Annotated in this window: 18 protein-coding genes; 4 read left to right on the top strand and 14 right to left on the bottom strand. The window is 66.1% G+C overall.

The genetic code is table 11. From position 1 onward, the window contains the following. Positions 1-9: 9 nt before the first annotated feature. Both ACNFJ7_RS13650 and ACNFJ7_RS13645 read right to left on the bottom strand, forming a co-directional pair. The gene (locus tag ACNFJ7_RS13650; RefSeq protein WP_019367654.1) at positions 10-279 is read right to left on the bottom strand and encodes a hypothetical protein; all 270 of its coding nucleotides are present in this window, start codon (positions 277-279) and stop codon (positions 10-12) included. After that, positions 276-563, bottom strand: a complete 288-nt coding sequence (locus tag ACNFJ7_RS13645; protein WP_019367655.1) for a DUF1488 family protein — start codon at positions 561-563, stop codon at positions 276-278. Before ACNFJ7_RS13645 ends, ACNFJ7_RS13650 begins: the two co-directional genes overlap by 4 nt. Before the next feature lie 159 nt (positions 564-722). Between ACNFJ7_RS13645 and ACNFJ7_RS13640 the strand changes: the two genes are divergently transcribed. Then, entirely contained in the window at positions 723-1457 is a 735-nt protein-coding gene (locus tag ACNFJ7_RS13640; RefSeq protein WP_019367656.1) for an SDR family NAD(P)-dependent oxidoreductase, read from the top strand. Between the two features lie 88 nt (positions 1458-1545). Further along, the gene (locus ACNFJ7_RS13635; protein WP_019367657.1) at positions 1546-2541 is read left to right on the top strand and encodes an LLM class flavin-dependent oxidoreductase; all 996 of its coding nucleotides are present in this window, start codon (positions 1546-1548) and stop codon (positions 2539-2541) included. 44 nt (positions 2542-2585) lie between these two features. Here the strand turns inward: ACNFJ7_RS13635 and ACNFJ7_RS13630 are convergent, their stop codons facing one another. The 4 genes from ACNFJ7_RS13630 to ACNFJ7_RS13615 form a co-directional block, all read right to left on the bottom strand. After that, entirely contained in the window at positions 2586-3137 is a 552-nt protein-coding gene (locus tag ACNFJ7_RS13630; protein ID WP_026008795.1) for a hypothetical protein, read from the bottom strand. A gap of 171 nt (positions 3138-3308) precedes the next feature. Further along, positions 3309-4652, bottom strand: coding sequence for a sensor histidine kinase (locus tag ACNFJ7_RS13625; RefSeq protein ID WP_173644888.1), 1344 nt, complete (start codon positions 4650-4652; stop codon positions 3309-3311). A gap of 127 nt (positions 4653-4779) precedes the next feature. Further along, complete coding sequence (locus ACNFJ7_RS13620; RefSeq protein WP_019367660.1) at positions 4780-5448, bottom strand: response regulator transcription factor; 669 nt, start codon at positions 5446-5448, stop codon at positions 4780-4782. Between the two features lie 28 nt (positions 5449-5476). Continuing rightward, a complete protein-coding gene (locus tag ACNFJ7_RS13615; protein ID WP_026008797.1) occupies positions 5477-5821 on the bottom strand; it encodes a hypothetical protein in 345 nt (114 codons plus the stop codon). Between the two features lie 104 nt (positions 5822-5925). Here ACNFJ7_RS13615 and ACNFJ7_RS13610 point away from each other — a divergent pair, with 104 nt between their 5' ends. Next, positions 5926-7701, top strand: coding sequence for an ABC-F family ATP-binding cassette domain-containing protein (locus ACNFJ7_RS13610; protein ID WP_019367662.1), 1776 nt, complete (start codon positions 5926-5928; stop codon positions 7699-7701). Between the two features lie 84 nt (positions 7702-7785). Here ACNFJ7_RS13610 and ACNFJ7_RS13605 read toward each other — a convergent pair whose 3' ends face one another. Then, on the bottom strand, positions 7786-8172 hold the full coding sequence (locus ACNFJ7_RS13605; protein ID WP_152997969.1) for a DUF6334 family protein: 387 nt from the start codon (positions 8170-8172) through the stop codon (positions 7786-7788). A gap of 117 nt (positions 8173-8289) precedes the next feature. Then, entirely contained in the window at positions 8290-9099 is an 810-nt protein-coding gene (locus ACNFJ7_RS13600) for an ATP-binding protein (RefSeq protein ID WP_019369329.1), read from the bottom strand. A gap of 492 nt (positions 9100-9591) precedes the next feature. Here ACNFJ7_RS13600 and ACNFJ7_RS13595 point away from each other — a divergent pair, with 492 nt between their 5' ends. Continuing rightward, the gene (locus ACNFJ7_RS13595; protein WP_026009109.1) at positions 9592-10584 is read left to right on the top strand and encodes a mannose-1-phosphate guanylyltransferase; all 993 of its coding nucleotides are present in this window, start codon (positions 9592-9594) and stop codon (positions 10582-10584) included. A gap of 96 nt (positions 10585-10680) precedes the next feature. Here the strand turns inward: ACNFJ7_RS13595 and ACNFJ7_RS13590 are convergent, their stop codons facing one another. The 6 genes from ACNFJ7_RS13590 to ACNFJ7_RS13565 all read right to left on the bottom strand — a co-directional run bounded on the left by ACNFJ7_RS13590 (position 10681) and on the right by ACNFJ7_RS13565 (position 19105). Further along, on the bottom strand, positions 10681-11094 hold the full coding sequence (locus tag ACNFJ7_RS13590) for a DUF3035 domain-containing protein (protein ID WP_019369331.1): 414 nt from the start codon (positions 11092-11094) through the stop codon (positions 10681-10683). After that, positions 11087-11611 (bottom strand): signal peptidase II, encoded by a 525-nt coding sequence (gene lspA, locus ACNFJ7_RS13585; protein WP_019369332.1) that lies wholly within the window; start codon positions 11609-11611, stop codon positions 11087-11089. The genes ACNFJ7_RS13590 and lspA overlap by 8 nt, the downstream gene beginning before the upstream one ends. After that, positions 11608-14514 (bottom strand): isoleucine--tRNA ligase, encoded by a 2907-nt coding sequence (gene ileS, locus ACNFJ7_RS13580; protein WP_019369333.1) that lies wholly within the window; start codon positions 14512-14514, stop codon positions 11608-11610. The genes lspA and ileS overlap by 4 nt, the downstream gene beginning before the upstream one ends. A gap of 98 nt (positions 14515-14612) precedes the next feature. Further along, complete coding sequence (locus tag ACNFJ7_RS13575) at positions 14613-15380, bottom strand: methyltransferase domain-containing protein (RefSeq protein ID WP_019369334.1); 768 nt, start codon at positions 15378-15380, stop codon at positions 14613-14615. A 2-nt stretch (positions 15381-15382) separates the two neighbouring features. Then, positions 15383-16510 (bottom strand): peptide chain release factor 2, encoded by a 1128-nt coding sequence (gene prfB / locus ACNFJ7_RS13570; protein ID WP_019369335.1) that lies wholly within the window; start codon positions 16508-16510, stop codon positions 15383-15385. Positions 16511-16591: 81 nt separating this feature from the next. After that, the gene (locus tag ACNFJ7_RS13565; protein WP_019369336.1) at positions 16592-19105 is read right to left on the bottom strand and encodes a penicillin-binding protein 1A; all 2514 of its coding nucleotides are present in this window, start codon (positions 19103-19105) and stop codon (positions 16592-16594) included. Between the last annotated feature and the right edge of the window lie 64 nt (positions 19106-19169).

The following is a 19169-nucleotide window of genomic DNA, read 5'->3' as shown; positions in this document are numbered from 1 at the left end:
GCGGGAGGCTCAGTCGACAATGCGCTCCGCGAGCGCCGCGATGCCTTCGCCTTCGAAGCGATTCAGTGCCGCGCCATCGATATGCACCGGATGGTCGAGGATCAGCACAGCATGCGCCCGGTGGTCCGGATCCAGCTCGCGCCACGCGCGCACCGCCTCGCCCAGATTGGTGACCTCGGCGATGTCCCCGCCGCCGCGCACGACATTCTCCAGCGCCGCGCTCATCGTCCAGTCGATCGGCGGGTTCTTGGCGTCGTCGCCCCAGCGTGCTTCGGTCATGCCTGATCCTCGCGGTCGAGGTTGTTCTCGCTTATCACGATGATTGGCCGGTCGGGGCCGTTGGCAAGCGCGGCGAGGGCGGCCTGCGCGATCGGGTCGCGGTAGCGGCGGAAGCTCTCTTCGGCATCGCCGTCGGGCTGGCTGCCGCCCAGCGCCTCGATCACGCTGTACTGCACCGCGAACTGATACGCCTCGCCGTCGACTTGGCCGTCGAACTCGAGCTGGCGATCGTCGAGATTGTCGAAAAGGGTGGCGTCGTCGATTTCCAGCTGCTGTGCGGCCATGCCAAATACTCCATCGCTTAGGGATCGAAACCGCACGGGCATGGGCGCGGTTCCGCTGCCGGCAATTTCGCCCCGCTTGCTGCCCCGCTCGCAAAAAGCTGATCCAAACCGCGTTGGCGTGCGTATAGGAGGGGACACCCGTTACGCTCAGGAGTTGCCATGCCTACCGTACTCATCACCGGCGCCACCGCCGGGATCGGCGAAGCTTCGGTCCGCGCCTTTGCCGATGCCGGCTGGCATGTCGTGGCGACCGGCCGCCGCGCCGATCGGCTGGAGAAGCTCGCGGGCGAGCGCGTCCACATCCTTGCCTTCGACATCCGCGACGAAGCCGCGCGCGACGCCGCGCTGGACAGCCTGCCCGCACCCTTTGCCGAGATCGACCTGCTGATCAACAATGCGGGCCTAGCACTCGGCCTGGAGCCGGCGCAGCAGGCGTCGCTCGATAACTGGCGGACGATGATCGACACCAATGTGACGGCGCTGGTCTCGATCACCCACAAGCTGCTACCGGGCCTGGTTGCGCGCAAGGGCGGCATCATCAACCTGTCCTCGGTGGCGGCGACCTATCCCTATCCGGGCGGCAATGTGTACGGCGCGACCAAGGCGTTCGTCCGCCAGTTCACGCTCAACCTGCGCGCCGACCTGATCGGCACCGGGGTGCGCGTCACCTCGATCGAACCGGGCATGGTCGAAACCGAGTTCACCCTGGTCCGCACCGGCAGCCAGGAGGCGTCGGACAAGGTCTATGCCGGCGTCAACCCGATGACTGCCGAGGACATCGCGGAGACGATGCTGTGGGTGGCGACGCTGCCGCCGCATTTTGCGGTCAACACGCTGGAGCTGATGCCGGTCAACCAGGCCAACGGTCCTTTCGCGGTGCATCGCGAAGGCTGAGCGGCGCCGACACAGCTCTAAACTTCTGCTTGCACCCCACCAACCCGAACCCCCTGGCATGGCCAGAAATGCCCCCCATCTTCCTTCTATGACAGCCTATTCCCTTCTCGATCTCGTGCCCGTGGTCCAGGGCGGCACGGTCGCCCAAGCGTTGGCCAATGCCGCCGATCTAGCCGCCCATGCCGAACGGCTCGGCTTCCAGCGCTATTGGGTGGCGGAGCATCACGGCATGGAAGGCATCGCCAGCGCCGCCACCGCGGTGGTGATCGCGCATGTCGGCCAGGCGACCAGCACCATCCGGATCGGTGCGGGGGGCATCATGCTACCCAACCACTCGCCGCTGCAGGTGGCGGAGGCGTTCGGCACGCTTGACGCGCTGTTCCCCGGCCGGATCGATCTGGGTCTGGGTCGCGCGCCAGGATCGGACCAGCGGGTCGCCGCCGCGATCCGCCGCAACCTCGACAGCGACGGCAACGAATTCCCCCGCGACGTAATGGAGCTGCAAAGCTATTTCGCCGATGACGGCCGGACCGGCATCCGCGCCACGCCCGGCGCCGGCGCGGACGTGCGACTGTGGATCCTCGGCTCCAGCACTTTCGGCGCACAGCTCGCCGCTGCGCTTGGTCTGCCCTATGCCTTCGCCTCGCATTTCGCGCCGGGGCTTATGGAGGAGGCGATCGCCGTCTACCGCCGCAACTTCCGCCCGTCGGCCGTGCTCGACAAGCCGCACGTCATGCTCGGCTTCAACGTCTTCGCCGCCGATAGCGATGAAGAGGGTGAATATCTCGCCACGTCCCAGCAACAGGCGTTTGTGGCGATTCGCGCCGGGCGCGGCATCCAGCTGCCGCCGCCCGTGCAGGGCTATCGTGAAAATCTGGGCGTTCAGGGCAATGCCATGCTCGATCAGGTGCTGTCCGCTTCCGCGATCGGCGGCCCGGCCAAGGTTCGGCGCGAGATCGAAGCGTTCCTGGAGCGCACCCGAGCAGACGAACTGATGCTCACCAGCGCCATGTACGATCCCCAGGCGCGCAAGCGTAGCCTGGAGATCGCGGCGGAAGCGATGCGGGCGGTGGAGCCAGCCTGAGCCTTTGGGCGGCGCTCGCCCTCAGCAGCGCTGCCCGACCGGCTTTACGCACGCGTATCGACAACAAGGCCGGTAGATTTGGTGCTGCAGCTCTTGCTGGTGTCGCCGGAGGCCGCATAGCTGGTCGTATCCTCGTTCGCTTCGCGCAACTGCTGCAGGAACAGCGAAACCGTGTCGAGGGCGGCCGATGCGGCGTCGCTGGTGACACTGGTCGTGGTGATGCTGTCGCTCTCGTCCTCCGATGCGGCACCGGCTTCCTGAGGCGGCGGGAGGCCATCCGGACCCTTGGGACCGCCTGCGCCCTTGGCGAACATGCCCTTGAGTTCCGTTGCCTGCTCCTCGGTAAGTGTACCGTTGTCGACCTGGGCTTGGATCAGCGACTCCATCTTCGCCTTCATGTCGCCCGATGGCTTGGCACCGCGGCTGCGCTCGGCTGAAAGCGTCGAATCGATCGAATCGAGCGCCGTCGAAAAGGCGCTTTGATCGGCAGCGCTGATGTCGCCTGAGGAAACTGCGGCGGAGATTCGCGCGTTGATCCGGTCGCGTGGTGATTGCGACATCATGGCGCTGGTTGAAAGTGCAGAGATGCTGCTCATGTGTATCCTCCTATGGGGTTAATCCCCCACGGTAGTTTACACCATTTAGGTTAACTTTCTGCTTAGCGCTGTCTGGCGAATCTTCTACACCAAGGACGACGCGCAACCACGCTCGCTCGAATGCCCAGCGTGCGTCTCACAATGATTTCACTTTATTGCGGTATCGAAATTTCAGCCCGCCGCCGGGAGGCGCAGGCGGACGAGCAGGCCGCCCAGATCCTCGCTCTCTTCCAGGCTGGCGGTGCCGCCATAGATTTCGGCCACGTCGCGCACGATCGCCAAGCCCAGGCCGGTGCCCGGCTTGCCGGTGTCCAGCCGCACCCCACGATCGAAGATGCGGATGCGATCGGCTTCGGGAATGCCCATGCCGTCGTCCTCGACGAGGATCTCGACATAGCCGGCCTCCAGCCGCGCCGTGACGAACACGCTGCCGCCGCCATATTTGGCCGCGTTCTCAACGAGGTTGCCCAGAATTTCGTCGAGATCCTGCCGTTCGATATGGGCAACGGCATCCTTCACCCCGTCCACATCGATGCGGACATTCGGATAGAGCCGCGCCACCGCCCGCTCCACCGCTTCGATCGAGGGCCACACCTCCGCCCGGCTGTGGGCACTGCCCCGGCGGCCCACTGCTCGCGCCCGCGCAAGGTGGTGATCGATCTGTCGCCGCATCGTTCGCGCCTCACGGATCACCGTATCGGGCAGATCCGCCTGCCCCGCCGCCGCCGCGTTCATGATCACGCTCAGCGGCGTCTTCAGCGCATGCGCAAGGTTGCCGGCATGGCGCCGCGCCTCCTCCGCCTGGCGGTCGTTATGCTCGACCAGCGCGTTGAGCTCGTCCACCATCGGCCCAACTTCCGCCGGCAGCGGCCCCGCCACTCGCTTGGTATGGCCCGCGCGCAGGCGGGCGATTTCGCGCCGCACCTTGCGTAGCGGCCGCAGGCCATACCAGGTCTGCAGCGCCGCCATCGCGACCAGCCCCAGTCCGAGCAGCGCGAAGCTGCGCACCAGCGTGCGGCGCACGGTGGCGATCTGCGCGTCCAGCGTCTCGCGCGTCTCCGCCACCTGGAATCGCCAGAGCACCGGCGATCCCGGCAGCGTCAGGTCGCGCTCAGCGATGCGCAGCCGCTGGTTGCCCGGGTCGTCGCGGTTGGCGCCCGGGCGCTTGTCGACGAACTCGTCGCTATCGTAGAAGTGAATGTTGCGATCGTTATAGACCTTGTCGGCCTTCAGGCGGCGATCCCATAGCGACATCGACGGGAACGCTTCGTAGCCATCGCCGCTGATCTGCCAATAGGCGCCCGAATTGGGCTCGAGGAAGCGCTGGTCGGCAAGCTGGCGGTTCAGCACCACCTCCCCGCGTGAGCCAAGCTCGGCCGAGACGATCAGCGACGAGACGAGATAATCGAGCTGGTCGTCGAAGTTGCGGGTGATCGCTCCCGTCAGCACGCGGTCCAGCGCAAGGCCGCCGCCGACCAGCAGCAGCAGGATCCACGCGGTCGCGACCAGCAGCATCCGCCGGCTGACCGATCCGGTGACGCGCACCGGCCGCCGGTCGCGCAACTCCGCCTCGGCCAGGCCCGACGCGGCATCGCGCGCCTCCTCCGGCGTTGAGATGGGCTGCGCGTCCACGCGCCTTTCCTCAGGCGAAACCGGATTCGTCGAGGCTGTAGCCCAGGCCACGGATCGTCGTGATCACATCCGCGCCCAGCTTCTTGCGGATGCGCGTCACGAACACTTCGATCGTGTTCGAATCACGATCGAAATCCTGGTCGTAGATATGCTCGATCAGCTCGGTGCGGCTCACCACCTTGCCCTTGTGATGGAGCAAGTAGCTGAGCAGCTTGTACTCCTGCGCGGTCAGCTTCACCGGCTCGCCGGCCTTGGTGACCTTGCCGGAGCGGGTATCGAGGCGGATATCGCCCGCGGTCAGTTCGGCCGAGGCATTACCCGAGGCGCGGCGGATCAACGCGCGCAGGCGGGCAATCAGTTCCTCGGTCTGAAACGGCTTGGCGACATAGTCATCGGCGCCCGCGTCGAGCCCCGCCACCTTGTCCGACCAGCTGTCGCGCGCAGTCAGCACCAGCACCGGCATGGTGCGCCCTTCCTTGCGCCAGCGATCGAGCACGGTCAGCCCGTCGATCTCGGGCAGGCCCAGATCGAGGATGATTGCGTCATACTGTTCGGTCGAGCCGAGGAAGTGCCCTTCCTCGCCATCGGTCGCGAGATCGACGGCATAGCCCGCACCTTCCAGCGCGGTGCGCAGCTGGATCCCGAGATTGGGTTCGTCCTCGACGATCAGAAGTCGCATGTACCGTTCCGTCCTTCCCTTGATCTGCTCAGCTGCCCATGCGGCGCAGGATCTGGCCGCTATGGCCATCCACCTCCACCCAGATCACCGACCCATTGCGCAGGAACTTCAGCGTGTAAATGTCGGTGCCGGGATCATAGTCGAATCCCAGATATTGCGCGCCGGGCATGCGGGGGATTACCCGCCGCTCGATCTCCCGCGCGGGCAGATTCTGGCCACGAAGCCGCCGTTCGCGTGCCGCACGCTGGCCGTCATCCTGCGAGGCGTCGAGCGGGCGCGCCACGACCGGGCTCGTGAGCGCGAGGCTCGCAAGACACGCGATCAGAACAGGTTTGACCAACATCGCCATCGGCATGGCATAGGGTCCGGGCATTGAATAGCCCCTGAACATGCCGCTCATCCATGGTTCGGGAATTGTGGCTTTTGCGCATCGCCCGGCGCTTGCCGGAGCGGGTTCTGGCCCCTAGGTGCTGGCGCATGGCTGCTCCGGTGCTCTCCTATGAAGGGCTGGGTCTCGTTCAGGGATCCGGCTGGCTCTTCCGCAATCTCGACATCCATGTCGGCGAGCGCGATCGTCTCGCGCTCATCGGCCGCAACGGCGCGGGCAAGACGACGCTGCTCAAGCTGATCGCCGGCGCGATCGACAGCGACGAGGGCCGCCGCACCATCGTGCCCGGCACCCGCGTGATCCTGCTGGAGCAGGAGCCGCGCATGCTCGGCTGCACCACCCTCATGGACTATGTCCTCTCCGGCGACGATGCCCCCGCCCGGCACGAGGCCGAGGCGATCGCCGACCAGCTCGGCATCGACCTGTCGCGCGAGGCGGCGACCGCGTCGGGCGGCGAGCGCCGCCGCGCTGCCATCGCCCGCGCGCTGGCGCAGGATCCCGACGTACTGCTGCTCGACGAGCCGACCAACCATCTCGATCTCGGCGCGATCGAATGGCTGGAAGACTGGCTGACGCGCTACAAGGGCGCCTTCGTCGTCATCAGCCACGATCGTACCTTCCTCACCCGCCTGACCCGCCAGACGCTGTGGCTCGATCGCGGTTCCATCCGCCGCGCCGAGATCGGCTTTGGCGGGTTCGAGGCATGGACCGAGCAGGTCTATGCCGAGGAGGAGCGCAACGCCCAGCGGCTCGATGCCAAGCTCAAGATCGAGGAGCATTGGCTCCAGCGCGGCGTTACCGGCCGCCGTCGCCGCAACCAGGGCCGCCTCGCCAAGCTGAAGGAAATGCGGGCCGAGCGCGCCGGCATGGTGGGCCCGCAGGGCACCGCTGCGCTCGCCACCGCCTCGGACGGCAACCAGACCAAGGTGGTGATCGACGCCAAGCACGTCACCAAGCGCTTCGGCGAGCGCACGATCATCAAGGACCTGACCTTCCGCGTCACCAAGGGCGACCGGATCGGCATCGTCGGATCGAACGGCGCGGGCAAGTCCACGCTGCTCAAGATGCTGACCGGCGAGCTCCAGCCCGACGAGGGCAGCGTGAAGCTCTCGCAGACGCTGGATGCGATCATCATCGACCAGCAGCGCAGCCTGATGGCGCCGGACAAGCGGGTGCGCGACGTGCTGGCAGACGGCGGCGACTGGATCGACGTGCAGGGCGCGCGCAAGCACGTCCATGGCTATCTCAAGGAATTCCTGTTCGACCCCAGCATCGCCGAGGCGAAGATCGGCACACTTTCGGGCGGCGAGCGCTCCCGCCTGCTGCTCGCGCGGGAATTTGCTCGCCCTTCCAACCTCTTGGTCCTCGACGAGCCGACCAACGACCTCGATCTGGAAACACTCGATCTGCTCCAGGAAGTGATCGCCGACTATGCCGGCACTGTGCTGATCGTCAGCCACGATCGCGACTTTCTCGATCGCACCGTCACGGTGACATTGGGGCTGGACGGCAGCGGCATGGTCGATGTCGTCGTCGGCGGCTATGCCGACTGGGAAGCCAAGCGCCGCCCGCGCAACGAAGGCAAAAAAGCCAGCAAGGCAGCGCCGGTCGTGGAAGCCCCCAAGGCCCGCACCAAGCTGAGCTACAAGGACCAGCGCGACTACGAGTTGCTGCCCAAGCGCATCGAGGAAATCGACCAGACGATCGCCCGCGACGAAGCCGCCATGGCCGATCCCGCGCTCTACACCCGCGATCCCGCCAAGTTCGCCGCACTAAGCGACGGCATCGCCAAACTACGCGCCGAAAAGGACGCGGCCGAGATGCGCTGGCTGGAACTGGCGGAGATGGTGGAAGGGCTGGGTTGAGGGGGATCGCCCCCAACGAAACGCCCCCTCCGTGCTCCTGCGAAAGCAGGAGCCCAGGGGCAGGTCTCGCCCAACTATGGACGTTTAGCGGCTCGCGATGATGTGCTTAATCGTGAGAGTGGAGGCTTCGCCAAGGAAGCAGATTTGCGGGTCGATGCCTGAAAATGACAGCGTGAACATGTCGAGGTAGCCACGGTAGTTGCGGCCTATCCAGCACCATCCGAGCGTAGAACCGATGGCGTCGGCAATCTCCGCGACTTCAATCCAGCCGCTCGCAAGATCGGAGGCATCTTCCAAGGTGACGACCACTTCATCGGTGTCGGGATCAACCCGAAGCACGACGGCTCGATGTTCGACTACAAGGGCAATGGAATCCCAACCGGCAGGCCCATCTCGGCGTCCCACGACCCCACTCACCGTTCGCCCGTGAACTTCCTCATAGTCGAATTGGAGCATCGTGCGGTCAGCCATTCGGCCCTATAACCCAACAACGGAACGGCGGCTAACCACCAATTTACGCCATTCACGGCTGACTAAAACTCGGCAACGCACACTGTCGCGACGCCCCTTCTAAACGCGCGACAAGCCCTAAACCCGCTTCCCCTGCCGCCCCGCCAATTCCACCACATATTGCCACGCCACACGCCCAGACCGGCTTCCCCGCCGCGTCGCCCATTGGATCGCATCCGCCGGCTCGAACACCAGCCCATGCGCCTCGGCATAGCCGCGCACGATCGCGACATAGGTGTCCTGATCGACCACATGGAACCCCAGCGACAGGCCGAAGCGATCGGCCAGCGCCAGATCGTCGTCGATCGAATCGCGCGGGTTGATCGCGCTCGATTGCGCTTCGATGTCGCGCGGCAGCAGATGGCGGCGGTTGGAGGTGACCAGCAGCCGGCAATTGGCCGGCCGTGCCTCGGCCCCGCCTTCCAGCATCGATCGCAGCGCGCGGGCATCGGCGGCGGCGTCGAAGCCGAGATCGTCGATGAAGATCGCGAACGGCCGATCGGTGCCGGCCAGCAGCGCGAACAGATCGGGCAGCGTCTCCAGATGCGTCGTCGCCGCTTCGACCAGCGCCAGCCGCCCGCCCTGCGCCTGCACCTCGCCCACCGCGCCTTTCACCAGCGCCGATTTGCCGGTGCCGCGCGCCCCCCACAGCAGCACGTCCTGCGCCGACGCGCCGGCCGACAGCCGCTCCAGATTGGCGAGGAGCGCGGCCCGCTGCTTCTCCACACCTTGCAGGAAGACCAGCGGCATCGGCGCAAACGCCCGCGCCGGCGCCAGCGCCCGGCCCCGCCACACATAAGCGGGGTGTGCCTGCAGGTCGGCGGGCGGCGCGGGCGGCGGCGCCAGGCGCTCCAGCGCCTCGGCGATGCGGATCAGCGGATCGGTCATATTGCTCCTATAGCCGGTTTCGGGTCGGGAGCGAGCGCACACCCTTGTACTTTGCCGTTATATTCCCTATATGTTCTCATGCCGTTAGCGGCCGCTCTTTGAACGATCCGTCAGCATGTCGCCCTCGTGCGCAAATCCGCGAAGAGCCTAAACTTCCTAAACTTCGGCGTAGCGCAGACGTGAGCAACAAGCAGATCATGGCTCCGATCGGCGGATGAACATGGCCAGACCTGGCCAGCGCCGTGGAAAGTACCGACCTTGCCAAGCATCATCACCTTGCGATTGCTGCAGGGAAGGGTAAACGGATCCAGTGCTTCGTCGTTCAGATCGTTTCGACAAAGAAATTTGGCCGTTGCTGTAACCAATTCGTCGCCTAGCGATTGCAGACCTATGCCTATTCTCGAGTTGATGAAGGAGCTTCCCTGCATGCTGGCACAAAAACCGATCACGCCCGTAATCCTTTCGGGCGGTTCGGGAACACGCCTGTGGCCGATGTCGCGGCCCGAACGCCCCAAGCAGCTTCTCTCGCTCACGGCCGAAGAGACGATGCTGCAGCTCACCGTCCGCCGCACTTCGGGCGAGCGCTTCACCGCGCCGATCATCGTGGCGAACGCCTTTCACACCGATCTGGTCGAAGAGCAGATCGCACATATGGATCTCGCGATCAAAGCGCTGATCCTTGAGCCCATCGGCCGCAACACGGCGCCTGCGATTGCGCTGGCGGCAATGGCGGCGGGCGGCGGCAGCGAGCCGATCCTGGTGATGCCCTCGGACCATGTGATCGGCGATGTCGCAGCCTTTCACGCCGCGATCGAAATTGCCTTGCCGCTGGTCAACGATGGCTGGCTGGTTACTTTCGGCATCGCGCCCGACTCGCCGGAAACTGGCTATGGCTGGATCAAGATCGGCGAAGAACAGCTCGCACCCGGTGTCCACCGCGTCGACCGGTTCGTCGAAAAGCCGCCGCGCGATCGCGCAGAAGCGATGCTCGCATCGGGCGACCATGCCTGGAACGGTGGCATCTTCCTGTTCCGTGCCGACATGTATCTGGGCGCACTCAGCGTGTACGCGCCGGAAATGCTCGTCGCCGCACAGCAATCGATGGACCGGGCCCGGCGTGAGGGCACGCGCATCTTCCCTGATGCTGAAAGCTTTGCCGCCTGCCCTGCCGATTCGATCGACTATGCGGTAATGGAAAAGGCACCGCGCGTTGCCGTTGTGCCGGTTTCGATGGGCTGGAGCGATGTCGGCAGCTGGGATGCGCTGCACGCGATCAGCAATCCGGATGCCGGTGGCAATGTCGTCCGGGGCGACGTGGTCGCGATCGAAGCAGAAAATTGCCTGGTGCAGAGCGAGCCCGGCAAGCGCGTCGCGCTGGTGGGTGTGAAGGATCTGATTGTCGTCGCCTCGGGCGCCGATGTGCTCGTGCTGCCTCGCGGCCGCAGCCAGGAAGTCAAAAAACTGATCGAGGCGATGAAGGGGTGAGACGTGGGGCGCTGCGCCAGCGCCCTGCCATCGACGCAGAAGCCGCCGGCCCGCAAAGCGGACCGGCGGCCCACCGAACTGCATCCGATCTGCGCTTTACTGGGGCGTTTTCACGCTCGCGTCGCGTCCATCACCCTGCGGGGCCGAAAGGATGTCGCGGGTCGTTGTGCCCTTGTCGACCACGTTGGTCGCCGGACTGCCGGCGCTGCTGCGGACACCGGCATCGGCGCTTGCCGCACCGGCCGCGTCCAGCGTGGCGTTCTCCGAAGGGCTGCGTGCGGCCGAACCGCCGAACAGCGCTTCCAGCGCCTGATCGGACGGGTTGGTATCCTGCGGGCGCGCCGCACCCGGCTGCGGCGGACGCAACGAGAAGTCAGGCGGGATCACCAGCGGTGCCTGACGGGCGACGGCGAACTCGTCCGGACGCGCCCGATCATACCCCTTTTTGCCGCACGCCGACAGCGAGGCCACCAGGGCGACGCCGGTCGCGACGAGGATCAACTTACGCATTGAATTTCTTCTCCACAGGGGCAGGCGACTTGGGTGTCTTGTCGCGAACGAGCAGGGCGCGGATCAGCAGGATCACCACGCCGATGGTAATCGCCGCATCGGCGACGTTGAAGACCAAAAAGGGGCGCCACTCGCCGAAATGCAGATCGGCAAAATCGACGACATAGCCGAGCCGGGCACGATCAAGGATGTTGCCGCAAGCGCCGCCCAACACCAAGCCGAGCGCAAGCACATCGCCCTTCTTCCGCTCGCGCAGCATCCACACCAGCACGCCCACCGCAATGGCCGCGGTCATCAGCACCAGCAGCCAGCGTGACGCCGGGCTGTTTGCCGAGAGCAGGCCCAGCGATACACCGACATTCTTGACGAAGCGCAGGTCGAAGATCGGCAGGATCGTCAGCGAATCATTCTGCACCACCAGCCCCAGCGGACCGGTGACGATATATTTGGTAAGCTGATCGAGCAGGAACACGATCAGCGCGGCACCAAAGCCCAATATCCGCACCGATTTCGTCACGACACCACCTCTGCGCAACGGTCACACAGGGCACCGTCCAGCATCACTTCGGGAAGATGCCGCCAACACCGGCCGCATTTGTGGCGATCGGTGGGCCTCACCGTGACATCGGCGGCGGAATCGACCTTCGCGACGATGAACAGCTCGGTGAGCTCCTCCGCCGGCATCGGCAGAGTCGGCACCGTCACTTCGGCCTCCAGACTGGAGCGGACCTTCTTCTCGCGGCGATAGGGCTCGATCGCCTCGGTGACGGTCTGGCGCAGCGCGCGGATCGCGGTCCAGTCATGCTCGACCGACGCGCCTTCCGGCAGCACCGGCCATTCCAGCTCGTGGACCGACCCGTCCTCGCTCGGGAAGCGGCTCTGCCACACTTCCTCGGCGGTGAAGGCGAGGATCGGCGCGGCATAGCGGACCAGCGCGTGGAACAGCACGTCCAGCACGGTGCGATAGGCGCGGCGCTTGGGATCGCTCTCCGCATCGCAATAGAGGCAGTCCTTGCGGATATCGAAGAAGAAGGCCGAGAGGTCCTCGTTCATGAAGTCGCCGAGCGCGCGCGCATAGCGGTTGAATTCGAACGCCTCCGCGGCCGAACGCAGCTCCGCATCGAGCGCCGCCAGCTTGTGGAGCACATAGCGCTCCAGCTCGGGCATGTCGGCAACCGCAACCTTCTCGGCCTCGCCGAACCCGTCGAGCGCACCCAGCAGATAGCGGAAGGTGTTGCGGATCTTGCGATAGGCGTCGCCGGTGCCGGCCAGCACTTCCTTGCCGATGCGGACGTCGTCGAAATAGTCGGTCTGCGCGACCCAGAGGCGCAGGATGTCCGCGCCGCTCTCGCCGATGATCTTCAAGGGATCAACGACGTTGCCGAGCGACTTGGACATTTTCTTGCCCTGGCCGTCGAGCGCGAAGCCATGGGTGAGCACCGCGTCATAGGGCGCCCGGCCGCGCGTGCCCGACGACTCCAGCAGCGACGACTGGAACCAGCCGCGATGCTGGTCCGAGCCTTCGAGATAGAGGTTGGCGCGCACGCCCTCGCCATAGCGCGCCTCGATCACGAAGCTGTGGGTCGAGCCGCTGTCGAACCACACGTCGAGAATGTCGGTGACGACCTCATAATCCTCGGCCCGGTAGTCGGGGCCGAGCAGCGCCTGGTGGTCGGCCTGGAACCAGGCATCGGCCCCGCCGGCGCGGAAGGCGTTGAGGATGCGGGCGTTGACCGCGGGGTCGCGGAGATAGTCGCCGGTGGCGCGGTTGACGTAGAGCGCGATCGGCACGCCCCAGGCGCGCTGGCGGCTGATCACCCAGTCCGGGCGTCCCTCGACCATCGCACGGATGCGGTTGATCGAGCGCTCGGGCACCCAGCGGGTGCGCTCGATCGAATCGAGCGCGATTTCACGGAGCGTGGGGGCGTTGCCTTGCGCTCCCCCTCCCGCCTGCGGGAGGGGGCTGGGGGGTGGGCCCCCGGCCTCCGCGAGTGCATCGCTGGTGGAGAGCGAGGGCCCACCCCCGGCCCCTCCCGCAAGCGGGAGGGGAGAGGGACGGTCCATCGGGATGAACCATTGCGGCGTGGCGCGGAAGATGATCTTCGCCTTGCTCCGCCAGCTGTGCGGATAGCTGTGCTGGAAGTCGTCCGAGGCGGCGAGCAGCGCGCCGGCGGCGCGCAGGTCCGAACAGATCGGGCCTTCGGCGCTGACGAACTTCTTGTTGATCACCGATCCCTGGCCGCCGAGCCAGAGCCAGTCGGCGCGGTACATGCCCGCGCCGTCGACCGCGAACACCGGATCGATGCCGTGCGCCTTGCACAGCAGGAAATCGTCCTCGCCGTGATCCGGCGCCATATGGACGAGGCCGGTACCCGCATCGGTGGTGACGAAGTCGCCGGGCAGGAACGGCCGCGGCTTGGCGAAGAACCCGCCGAGACGGTGCATCGGATGGCGGGCGACGGCGCCGGCGAGCTGGGAGCCCTTCAGCACGTTAGCGAACATCAAGCCCGCATCATCGGCGGGCAGCGAAGCCTCGTCACGGAGACTCAAACCGGTCCGCTTGAGGAATGCATCAACGAGATCAAAAGCAACGAGGTAGGTGCGTCCATCGCTCGCAGGTACGCGAGAGTAAGCGATCCCCTCGCCGTATGCCAACGCCTGGTTCACCGGGATCGTCCACGGCGTGGTCGTCCAGATCACCGCATGCGCGCCGACCAGCTCGGGCGCGTTCGGTGCCTCGGTGATCTCGAACGCCACGTCGATCTGCGTGGACGTGATGTCCTCATACTCGACCTCGGCCTCGGCCAGCGCGGTCTTTTCGACCGGGGACCACATCACCGGCTTGGCGCCGCGATAGAGCTGGCCGCTCTCGGCAAACTTGAGCAGTTCGCCGGCGATCCGCGCCTCGGCGTCGAACTTCATGGTGAGATAGGGATCGTCCCAGTCGCCCAGGATGCCGAGCCGCTCGAACTGGCCGCGCTGCACCGTCACCCACTTCTCGGCATAGGCGCGGCATTCGGCGCGGAAGGCGACGGGATCGACTTCGTCCTTGTTGAGCTTCTTGGCGCGGTACGCTTCCTCGACCTTCCACTCGATCGGCAGGCCGTGGCAGTCCCAGCCGGGGACGTAGGGCGCGTCCTTGCCCATCAGGCTCTGGCTGCGGACGACGATGTCCTTGAGGATCTTGTTGAGCGCATGGCCCATGTGAATGTCGCCATTCGCATAGGGCGGGCCATCGTGCAGCAGGAAGCGCTCGCGGCCGGCGCGGGCCTTGCGCAGCTTCTGGTAGAGATTAATTCGCGCCCAGCGCTCGAGGATGGCGGGTTCCTTGGCAGCAAGGCCGGCCTTCATCGGGAAATCGGTCTTCGGCAGGAAGACGGTGTCGCGCCAGTCGCGCGTGGGATCGGTTGCGTCAGTCATGGGTCGCGCGGGATTAGCGGGTGTGGCGGGGGAAGTCATCCCTTCGTTCTTCTTCCTAGCCCCCCCTTCAGTGGAGGGCTGGGGCTTAGAAGAAGGGATTACTCGTGCGCGCCGTTCGGCTGGGGCGTGACGGCCTTGGCGCGGGCGCCGGACTTGCAGGCCCGGATCGATTCCGGCTCAGGCCGCTCCCCACGCGCCTCGAACACCGCCATATAGCCGCCCGCCGATGCCATCGGCAGCATCGAGACCTGGGCATAGCCCACCGCCGCGAACTCGCATTTGAGCAGCGCCGGCGGAGTTCCGTGATTTTCGGTCGCGCGATCGGCGTCGACCACGATCACCTGCCCGCCCGGCGCGAGCGAGGGGCGCAGCCGCCACAGGAACTCATAGGGCGATTCGATCTCGTGATACATGTGCACCATCAGCACGCGATCGAAGCTGTTTTCGGGCAGCCGCGGATCGGCGGGCAGGCCCAGCCGCACGCTGACATTGTCGAGCTTCTCGCGCACCACGCGCGTTGCAAGCGCGCTGATGTAGTCGGGGACGATGTCCTCGGCGACCACCCGACCCTTGGCGCCGACACGCTGGCCCAGGCGGATGGTGTAATAGCCTTCGCCGGCGCCAATATCGGCCACCGTCATGCCGGGCCGGATGCCCGCCAGGTCCATCACCTTGCCGGCTTCGTTGAGCCGATCGCGTGCTTCCTCGTTCGACCAGCGGGAGGACACGATCGTCGCCACCGGCCGGTCTGCAGCCGGAAAGCCCGAGTTCGCCGGATCGGGGCGCTCTTGGCGCACAGCCCGCGGACTGCCGTCGCACGCCGCCAGCAGCAGCGCTACGCCGAGCAGCAGGGGCCGCGCGGGCAAGCTCAATCGACATCCTCCACCACGACGGCTTCGCCCGTCACGCGCTGTGCTAGCGCGGCAGCCATGAAGCTGTCGAGATCACCGTCGAGCACGTCGCTCGGCGCGGTGGAAGCCACACCGGTGCGCAGATCCTTCACCAGCTGGTACGGCTGGAGCACGTAGGAGCGGATCTGGTGCCCCCAGCCGATATCGGTCTTGGTGGCATTCACCGCGTTGGCCGCCGCTTCCCGCTCGGCCAGTTCGCGCTCGTAGAGGCGGGCGCGGAGCTGGTTATAGGCCTCGGCGCGGTTCTTGTGCTGCGAACGCTGGTTCTGGCACTGCACGACGATGCCGGTGGGCAAGTGGGTGATGCGCACCGCCGAATCGGTGGTGTTGATGTGCTGCCCGCCCGCACCCGAGGCGCGATAGGTGTCGATGCGCAGCTCGCTCTCGTTGATCTCGATGTCGATATTGTCGTCGATCACCGGATAGACCCAGACGGAGGCGAAGCTGGTCTGGCGGCGCGCGTTCGAATCGAACGGGCTGATGCGCACCAGCCGGTGCACGCCGCTCTCGGTCTTGGCATAGCCGTAGGCGTTTTCGCCCTTGAACAGCAGCGTCGCCGACTTGATGCCCGCCTGTTCGCCGGCATGATAGTCGACCAGCTCGACCTTGTAGCCGTGGCGTTCCGCCCAGCGCGTGTACATGCGCTGGAGCATTTCAGCCCAATCGTTCGATTCGGTGCCGCCGGCGCCGGCGTTGATCTCGATATAGGTGTCGTTCGGATCGGCCTCGCCGGAGAGCAGCGCCTTCACCTTGTCCTGCTCCGCGCGATCGGCGAGCTGGCCCAGGCTGGCGGTGCCCTCGCTCGCCATTTCCTCGTCGCCCTCGGCCTCAGCCATCTCGATCAGCTCGACGGTGTCGTTGAGCTCGCTCTCGATCGCCCGCGTCGCGGTGATCGATTCGTCGAGGCGGCGACGCTCACGCATCACGTCCTGCGCCTTCTTGGCGTCGTTCCACAGCGTCGGATCCTCAACGCGCGCGTTCAGCTCGTCGAGGCGGCGCAGCGCGCGGTCCCAGTCGAGCGAGCGGCGCAGCAGCGCCAGCGCGCTGTTGATCTTGTCGACATATGCCTGCGCTTCAGCGCGCATGTTCCAAACCTTCCGAAGTAACCGCTGGCCGCACCACGGACGATGCGGCGATCCAAGCCAATATAGGGTGTGGGCGCCCCGCTAGTAGATTCCGCCCTGCCGTTGCAAGAAATCGCTGTCGCCCTGGCGATCGGCCTTGCGCTGCGTGGTCGGCGCCGCGACGGGTGCCGCGCCTTCATTGGCGGTGCGGCGGGTGCGGCGCGGATCGCTTTCCGGTCGGAACGCTTCCCAAATCACCGGCGACAGCGGATCGTCGCTCGGCCAGCCGCCCTGTACCGGACGGCCGCTGCGCCGATCGATCCGCACCATGCGAACGCCCGGCGGCGCAGTAAAGGGCAGCACGTCCATATCCTTGAACGCCGGCACCGCGAACTGCTTGAAGATCGGCGCAGCGATCGATCCACCCTGGGCATAGCCGCCCAGGTTCGACGGACTGTCATAGCCCAGATACAGGCCGCCGATCATCTGCGGCGTGCCGCCGACGAACCACACGTCGGTCGGGCCGTTGGTGGTACCCGTCTTGCCCATCATCGGCCTGCCGAGATCGCGAAGCACGGTGGCGGTACCGCGCTGGATCACGCCTTCGGTGATATGCACCATCTGATAGGCGACCATCGGATCCAGCACCTGGCGGCCGCGCGCCACCGGCCGCGGCATCGGCTTGCCGTTCCAATCGCTGGCATTGCACCCCTGGCACGGACGCCAATTCGCCGGGAAAATCACTCTGCCCCGGCGATCCTGCACGAAATCGATCAGCGTGGGATTCAGCGCGCGACCATGGTTCACCAGGATCGAATAGGCGTTCACCATCCGCAGCACGGTCGTCTCGCCGGCGCCCAGCGCATAGGAGAGATAGGGGTTGAACCGCGTCTTCGAGATGCCGATGCGCTGGATCATGTCGACCACCTTGTCCATGCCGGTGGTGTTGGCGATCTGCACCGTCATCAGGTTGCGCGACTGTTCGATGCCCCAGCGCAGCGTGCGCGGGCCGGCACCGCGGGCATTGCCGAAGTTGCGGAAGCATTTCTGCCCCAGCCCTGCGCCCTGCCACACACAGAACGGTCCATCGACAACGATCGAAGCGGGGGTCATCCCATTCTCGAGCGCGGCGGCATAGACGATCGGCTTGATCGTCGAGCCCGGCTGGCGGGTCGCCTGGGTGGCGCGGTTGAACGCCTGTAGCCGGGCATCGAAGCCGCCCTGCATCGCCAGGATGCGGCCGGTGGACGGGTCCTCGACGACCATGCCACCGGAGATCTTGGGCACACTGCGCAGGCTCCACGCGCCGCCTTCGGGGGCCACCGCCAGAATGTCGCCGACCTTGATCGCGTCGAACGCACGCCCGCCCTTGCCCCGCACCGGCATGGCGGCGGCGCCGGCCGGAAGCGTGCCGGTTTCGCCATCGTCGAAGCCGAGCTGGGCCGCGCGGGCATCGCGGGCAATAACCACCGCCGCGCGCCAGTTGTCGTAATCGACGCCGACGTTCTTCGAGGCAAAGGCCGAATACCAGCCATCGCCTTCGAACTGCACCTTGCCGATCGGGCCGGACCAGCCGCGCCCGCGATCATAGCGGAGCAGGCCGTCGCGCAGCGCCCGCTGGGCATAGGCCTGCAGCTGCGGATCGAGCGAGGTGCGCACCCACAGTCCGCCGTCATAAACGCTGTACGGCCCATCCTCGCGCTTCTCGCCGAAGGTGCGGGCGAGCTGGCGTCGGACTTCCTCGACGAAATAGCCGCCTACCCGCTCGAAGCGCGGGGTCTGGCGCGGCACGGTGCCGAGCGGCGCCGCCACCGCCGCGTCGTGCTGCGGCTGATCGATAAATCCGTTGCGCAGCATCTCGCCGAGTACCCAGTTCCGGCGAGCGAGCGCACGGGCGGTATTGCGATCGGGATCGTAATTGGCCGGCCCTTTGGGCAGAATTGCCAGATAGGCCATCTGCGGCAGCGTCAGCCTGTCGAGCGGCTTGCCGAAATAGGCCTCGCTCGCCGCTGCCACGCCGCCGGCATTGCGGCCAAGCTCGATGGAATTGAGGTACAATTCCATGATCTGCTGCTTGCTCAGCGTATCCTCGATCCGCCAGGCAAGGATCGCTTCCTTCAGCTTGCGCATGTAGCTCGCCTCGCTTCCGACGGCGAGGTTCTTGGCCACCTGTTGCGTGATGGTGGATGTGCCGCGCGGCGTCTGCCCGCGGAGCACGCCTTCGCCGGCCGCGCGCACCAGCCCGGGGAAGTCGAGGCCATGGTGCGAGAAGAAGGTGCGGTCCTCCGCAGCCATGAAGGCGCGGACGAGCAGCGGCGGGAACTCGTTATAGCTCAGCTGCACGCGCCGCATCTGGGCATAGGCGTGGATTGGCGTACCATCGGCCGAGCGGACATAGCTTGGCAGTTCCGGCTCGTAACGGCGCAGCGTCTCCACCGAGGGCAGGTGCCGCGCGACCAGCAGCCACAGCAGGAAAACGCCAAGCCCGGCGAGCAGCGCCAGCGTCGCTAGAATGCGGAACCACCAGCGGCGCCGCAGCCGCTGCCAGCGTCCACGCCACCGGCCGGGCTCCCGCTCGATGCGCAAATGGGTGGTGGAAGTGTCGCCGTCGGCCATGCGGCGCGGGGTGTAGCACCTTTTGCGCGCGAGAAAAGGGAGCGGTGCCGGCGGCTTGCCGCAG

Origin of the sequence: Sphingomonas sp. HT-1 (assembly GCF_048568905.1) — a bacterium.
Lineage (GTDB): Bacteria > Pseudomonadota > Alphaproteobacteria > Sphingomonadales > Sphingomonadaceae > Sphingomonas.
This window is presented reverse-complemented; position numbering and strand designations above follow the sequence as displayed.

Excerpts from the sequence above, each read along its gene's own strand:
- ACNFJ7_RS13650 (WP_019367654.1), bottom strand. The coding sequence starts at position 279 with ATGACCGAAGCACGCTGGGGCGACGACGCCAAGAACCCGCCGATCGAC.
- ACNFJ7_RS13645 (WP_019367655.1), bottom strand. The coding sequence starts at position 563 with ATGGCCGCACAGCAGCTGGAAATCGACGACGCCACCCTTTTCGACAAT.
- ACNFJ7_RS13640 (WP_019367656.1), top strand. The coding sequence starts at position 723 with ATGCCTACCGTACTCATCACCGGCGCCACCGCCGGGATCGGCGAAGCT.
- ACNFJ7_RS13635 (WP_019367657.1), top strand. The coding sequence starts at position 1,546 with ATGACAGCCTATTCCCTTCTCGATCTCGTGCCCGTGGTCCAGGGCGGC.
- ACNFJ7_RS13630 (WP_026008795.1), bottom strand. The coding sequence starts at position 3,137 with ATGAGCAGCATCTCTGCACTTTCAACCAGCGCCATGATGTCGCAATCA.
- ACNFJ7_RS13625 (WP_173644888.1), bottom strand. The coding sequence starts at position 4,652 with ATGCTGCTGGTCGCGACCGCGTGGATCCTGCTGCTGCTGGTCGGCGGC.
- ACNFJ7_RS13620 (WP_019367660.1), bottom strand. The coding sequence starts at position 5,448 with ATGCGACTTCTGATCGTCGAGGACGAACCCAATCTCGGGATCCAGCTG.
- ACNFJ7_RS13615 (WP_026008797.1), bottom strand. The coding sequence starts at position 5,821 with ATGCCCGGACCCTATGCCATGCCGATGGCGATGTTGGTCAAACCTGTT.
- ACNFJ7_RS13610 (WP_019367662.1), top strand. The coding sequence starts at position 5,926 with ATGGCTGCTCCGGTGCTCTCCTATGAAGGGCTGGGTCTCGTTCAGGGA.
- ACNFJ7_RS13605 (WP_152997969.1), bottom strand. The coding sequence starts at position 8,172 with ATGGCTGACCGCACGATGCTCCAATTCGACTATGAGGAAGTTCACGGG.
- ACNFJ7_RS13600 (WP_019369329.1), bottom strand. The coding sequence starts at position 9,099 with ATGACCGATCCGCTGATCCGCATCGCCGAGGCGCTGGAGCGCCTGGCG.
- ACNFJ7_RS13595 (WP_026009109.1), top strand. The coding sequence starts at position 9,592 with ATGTCGCGGCCCGAACGCCCCAAGCAGCTTCTCTCGCTCACGGCCGAA.
- ACNFJ7_RS13590 (WP_019369331.1), bottom strand. The coding sequence starts at position 11,094 with ATGCGTAAGTTGATCCTCGTCGCGACCGGCGTCGCCCTGGTGGCCTCG.
- ileS (WP_019369333.1), bottom strand. The coding sequence starts at position 14,514 with ATGACTGACGCAACCGATCCCACGCGCGACTGGCGCGACACCGTCTTC.
- prfB (WP_019369335.1), bottom strand. The coding sequence starts at position 16,510 with ATGCGCGCTGAAGCGCAGGCATATGTCGACAAGATCAACAGCGCGCTG.
- ACNFJ7_RS13565 (WP_019369336.1), bottom strand. The coding sequence starts at position 19,105 with ATGGCCGACGGCGACACTTCCACCACCCATTTGCGCATCGAGCGGGAG.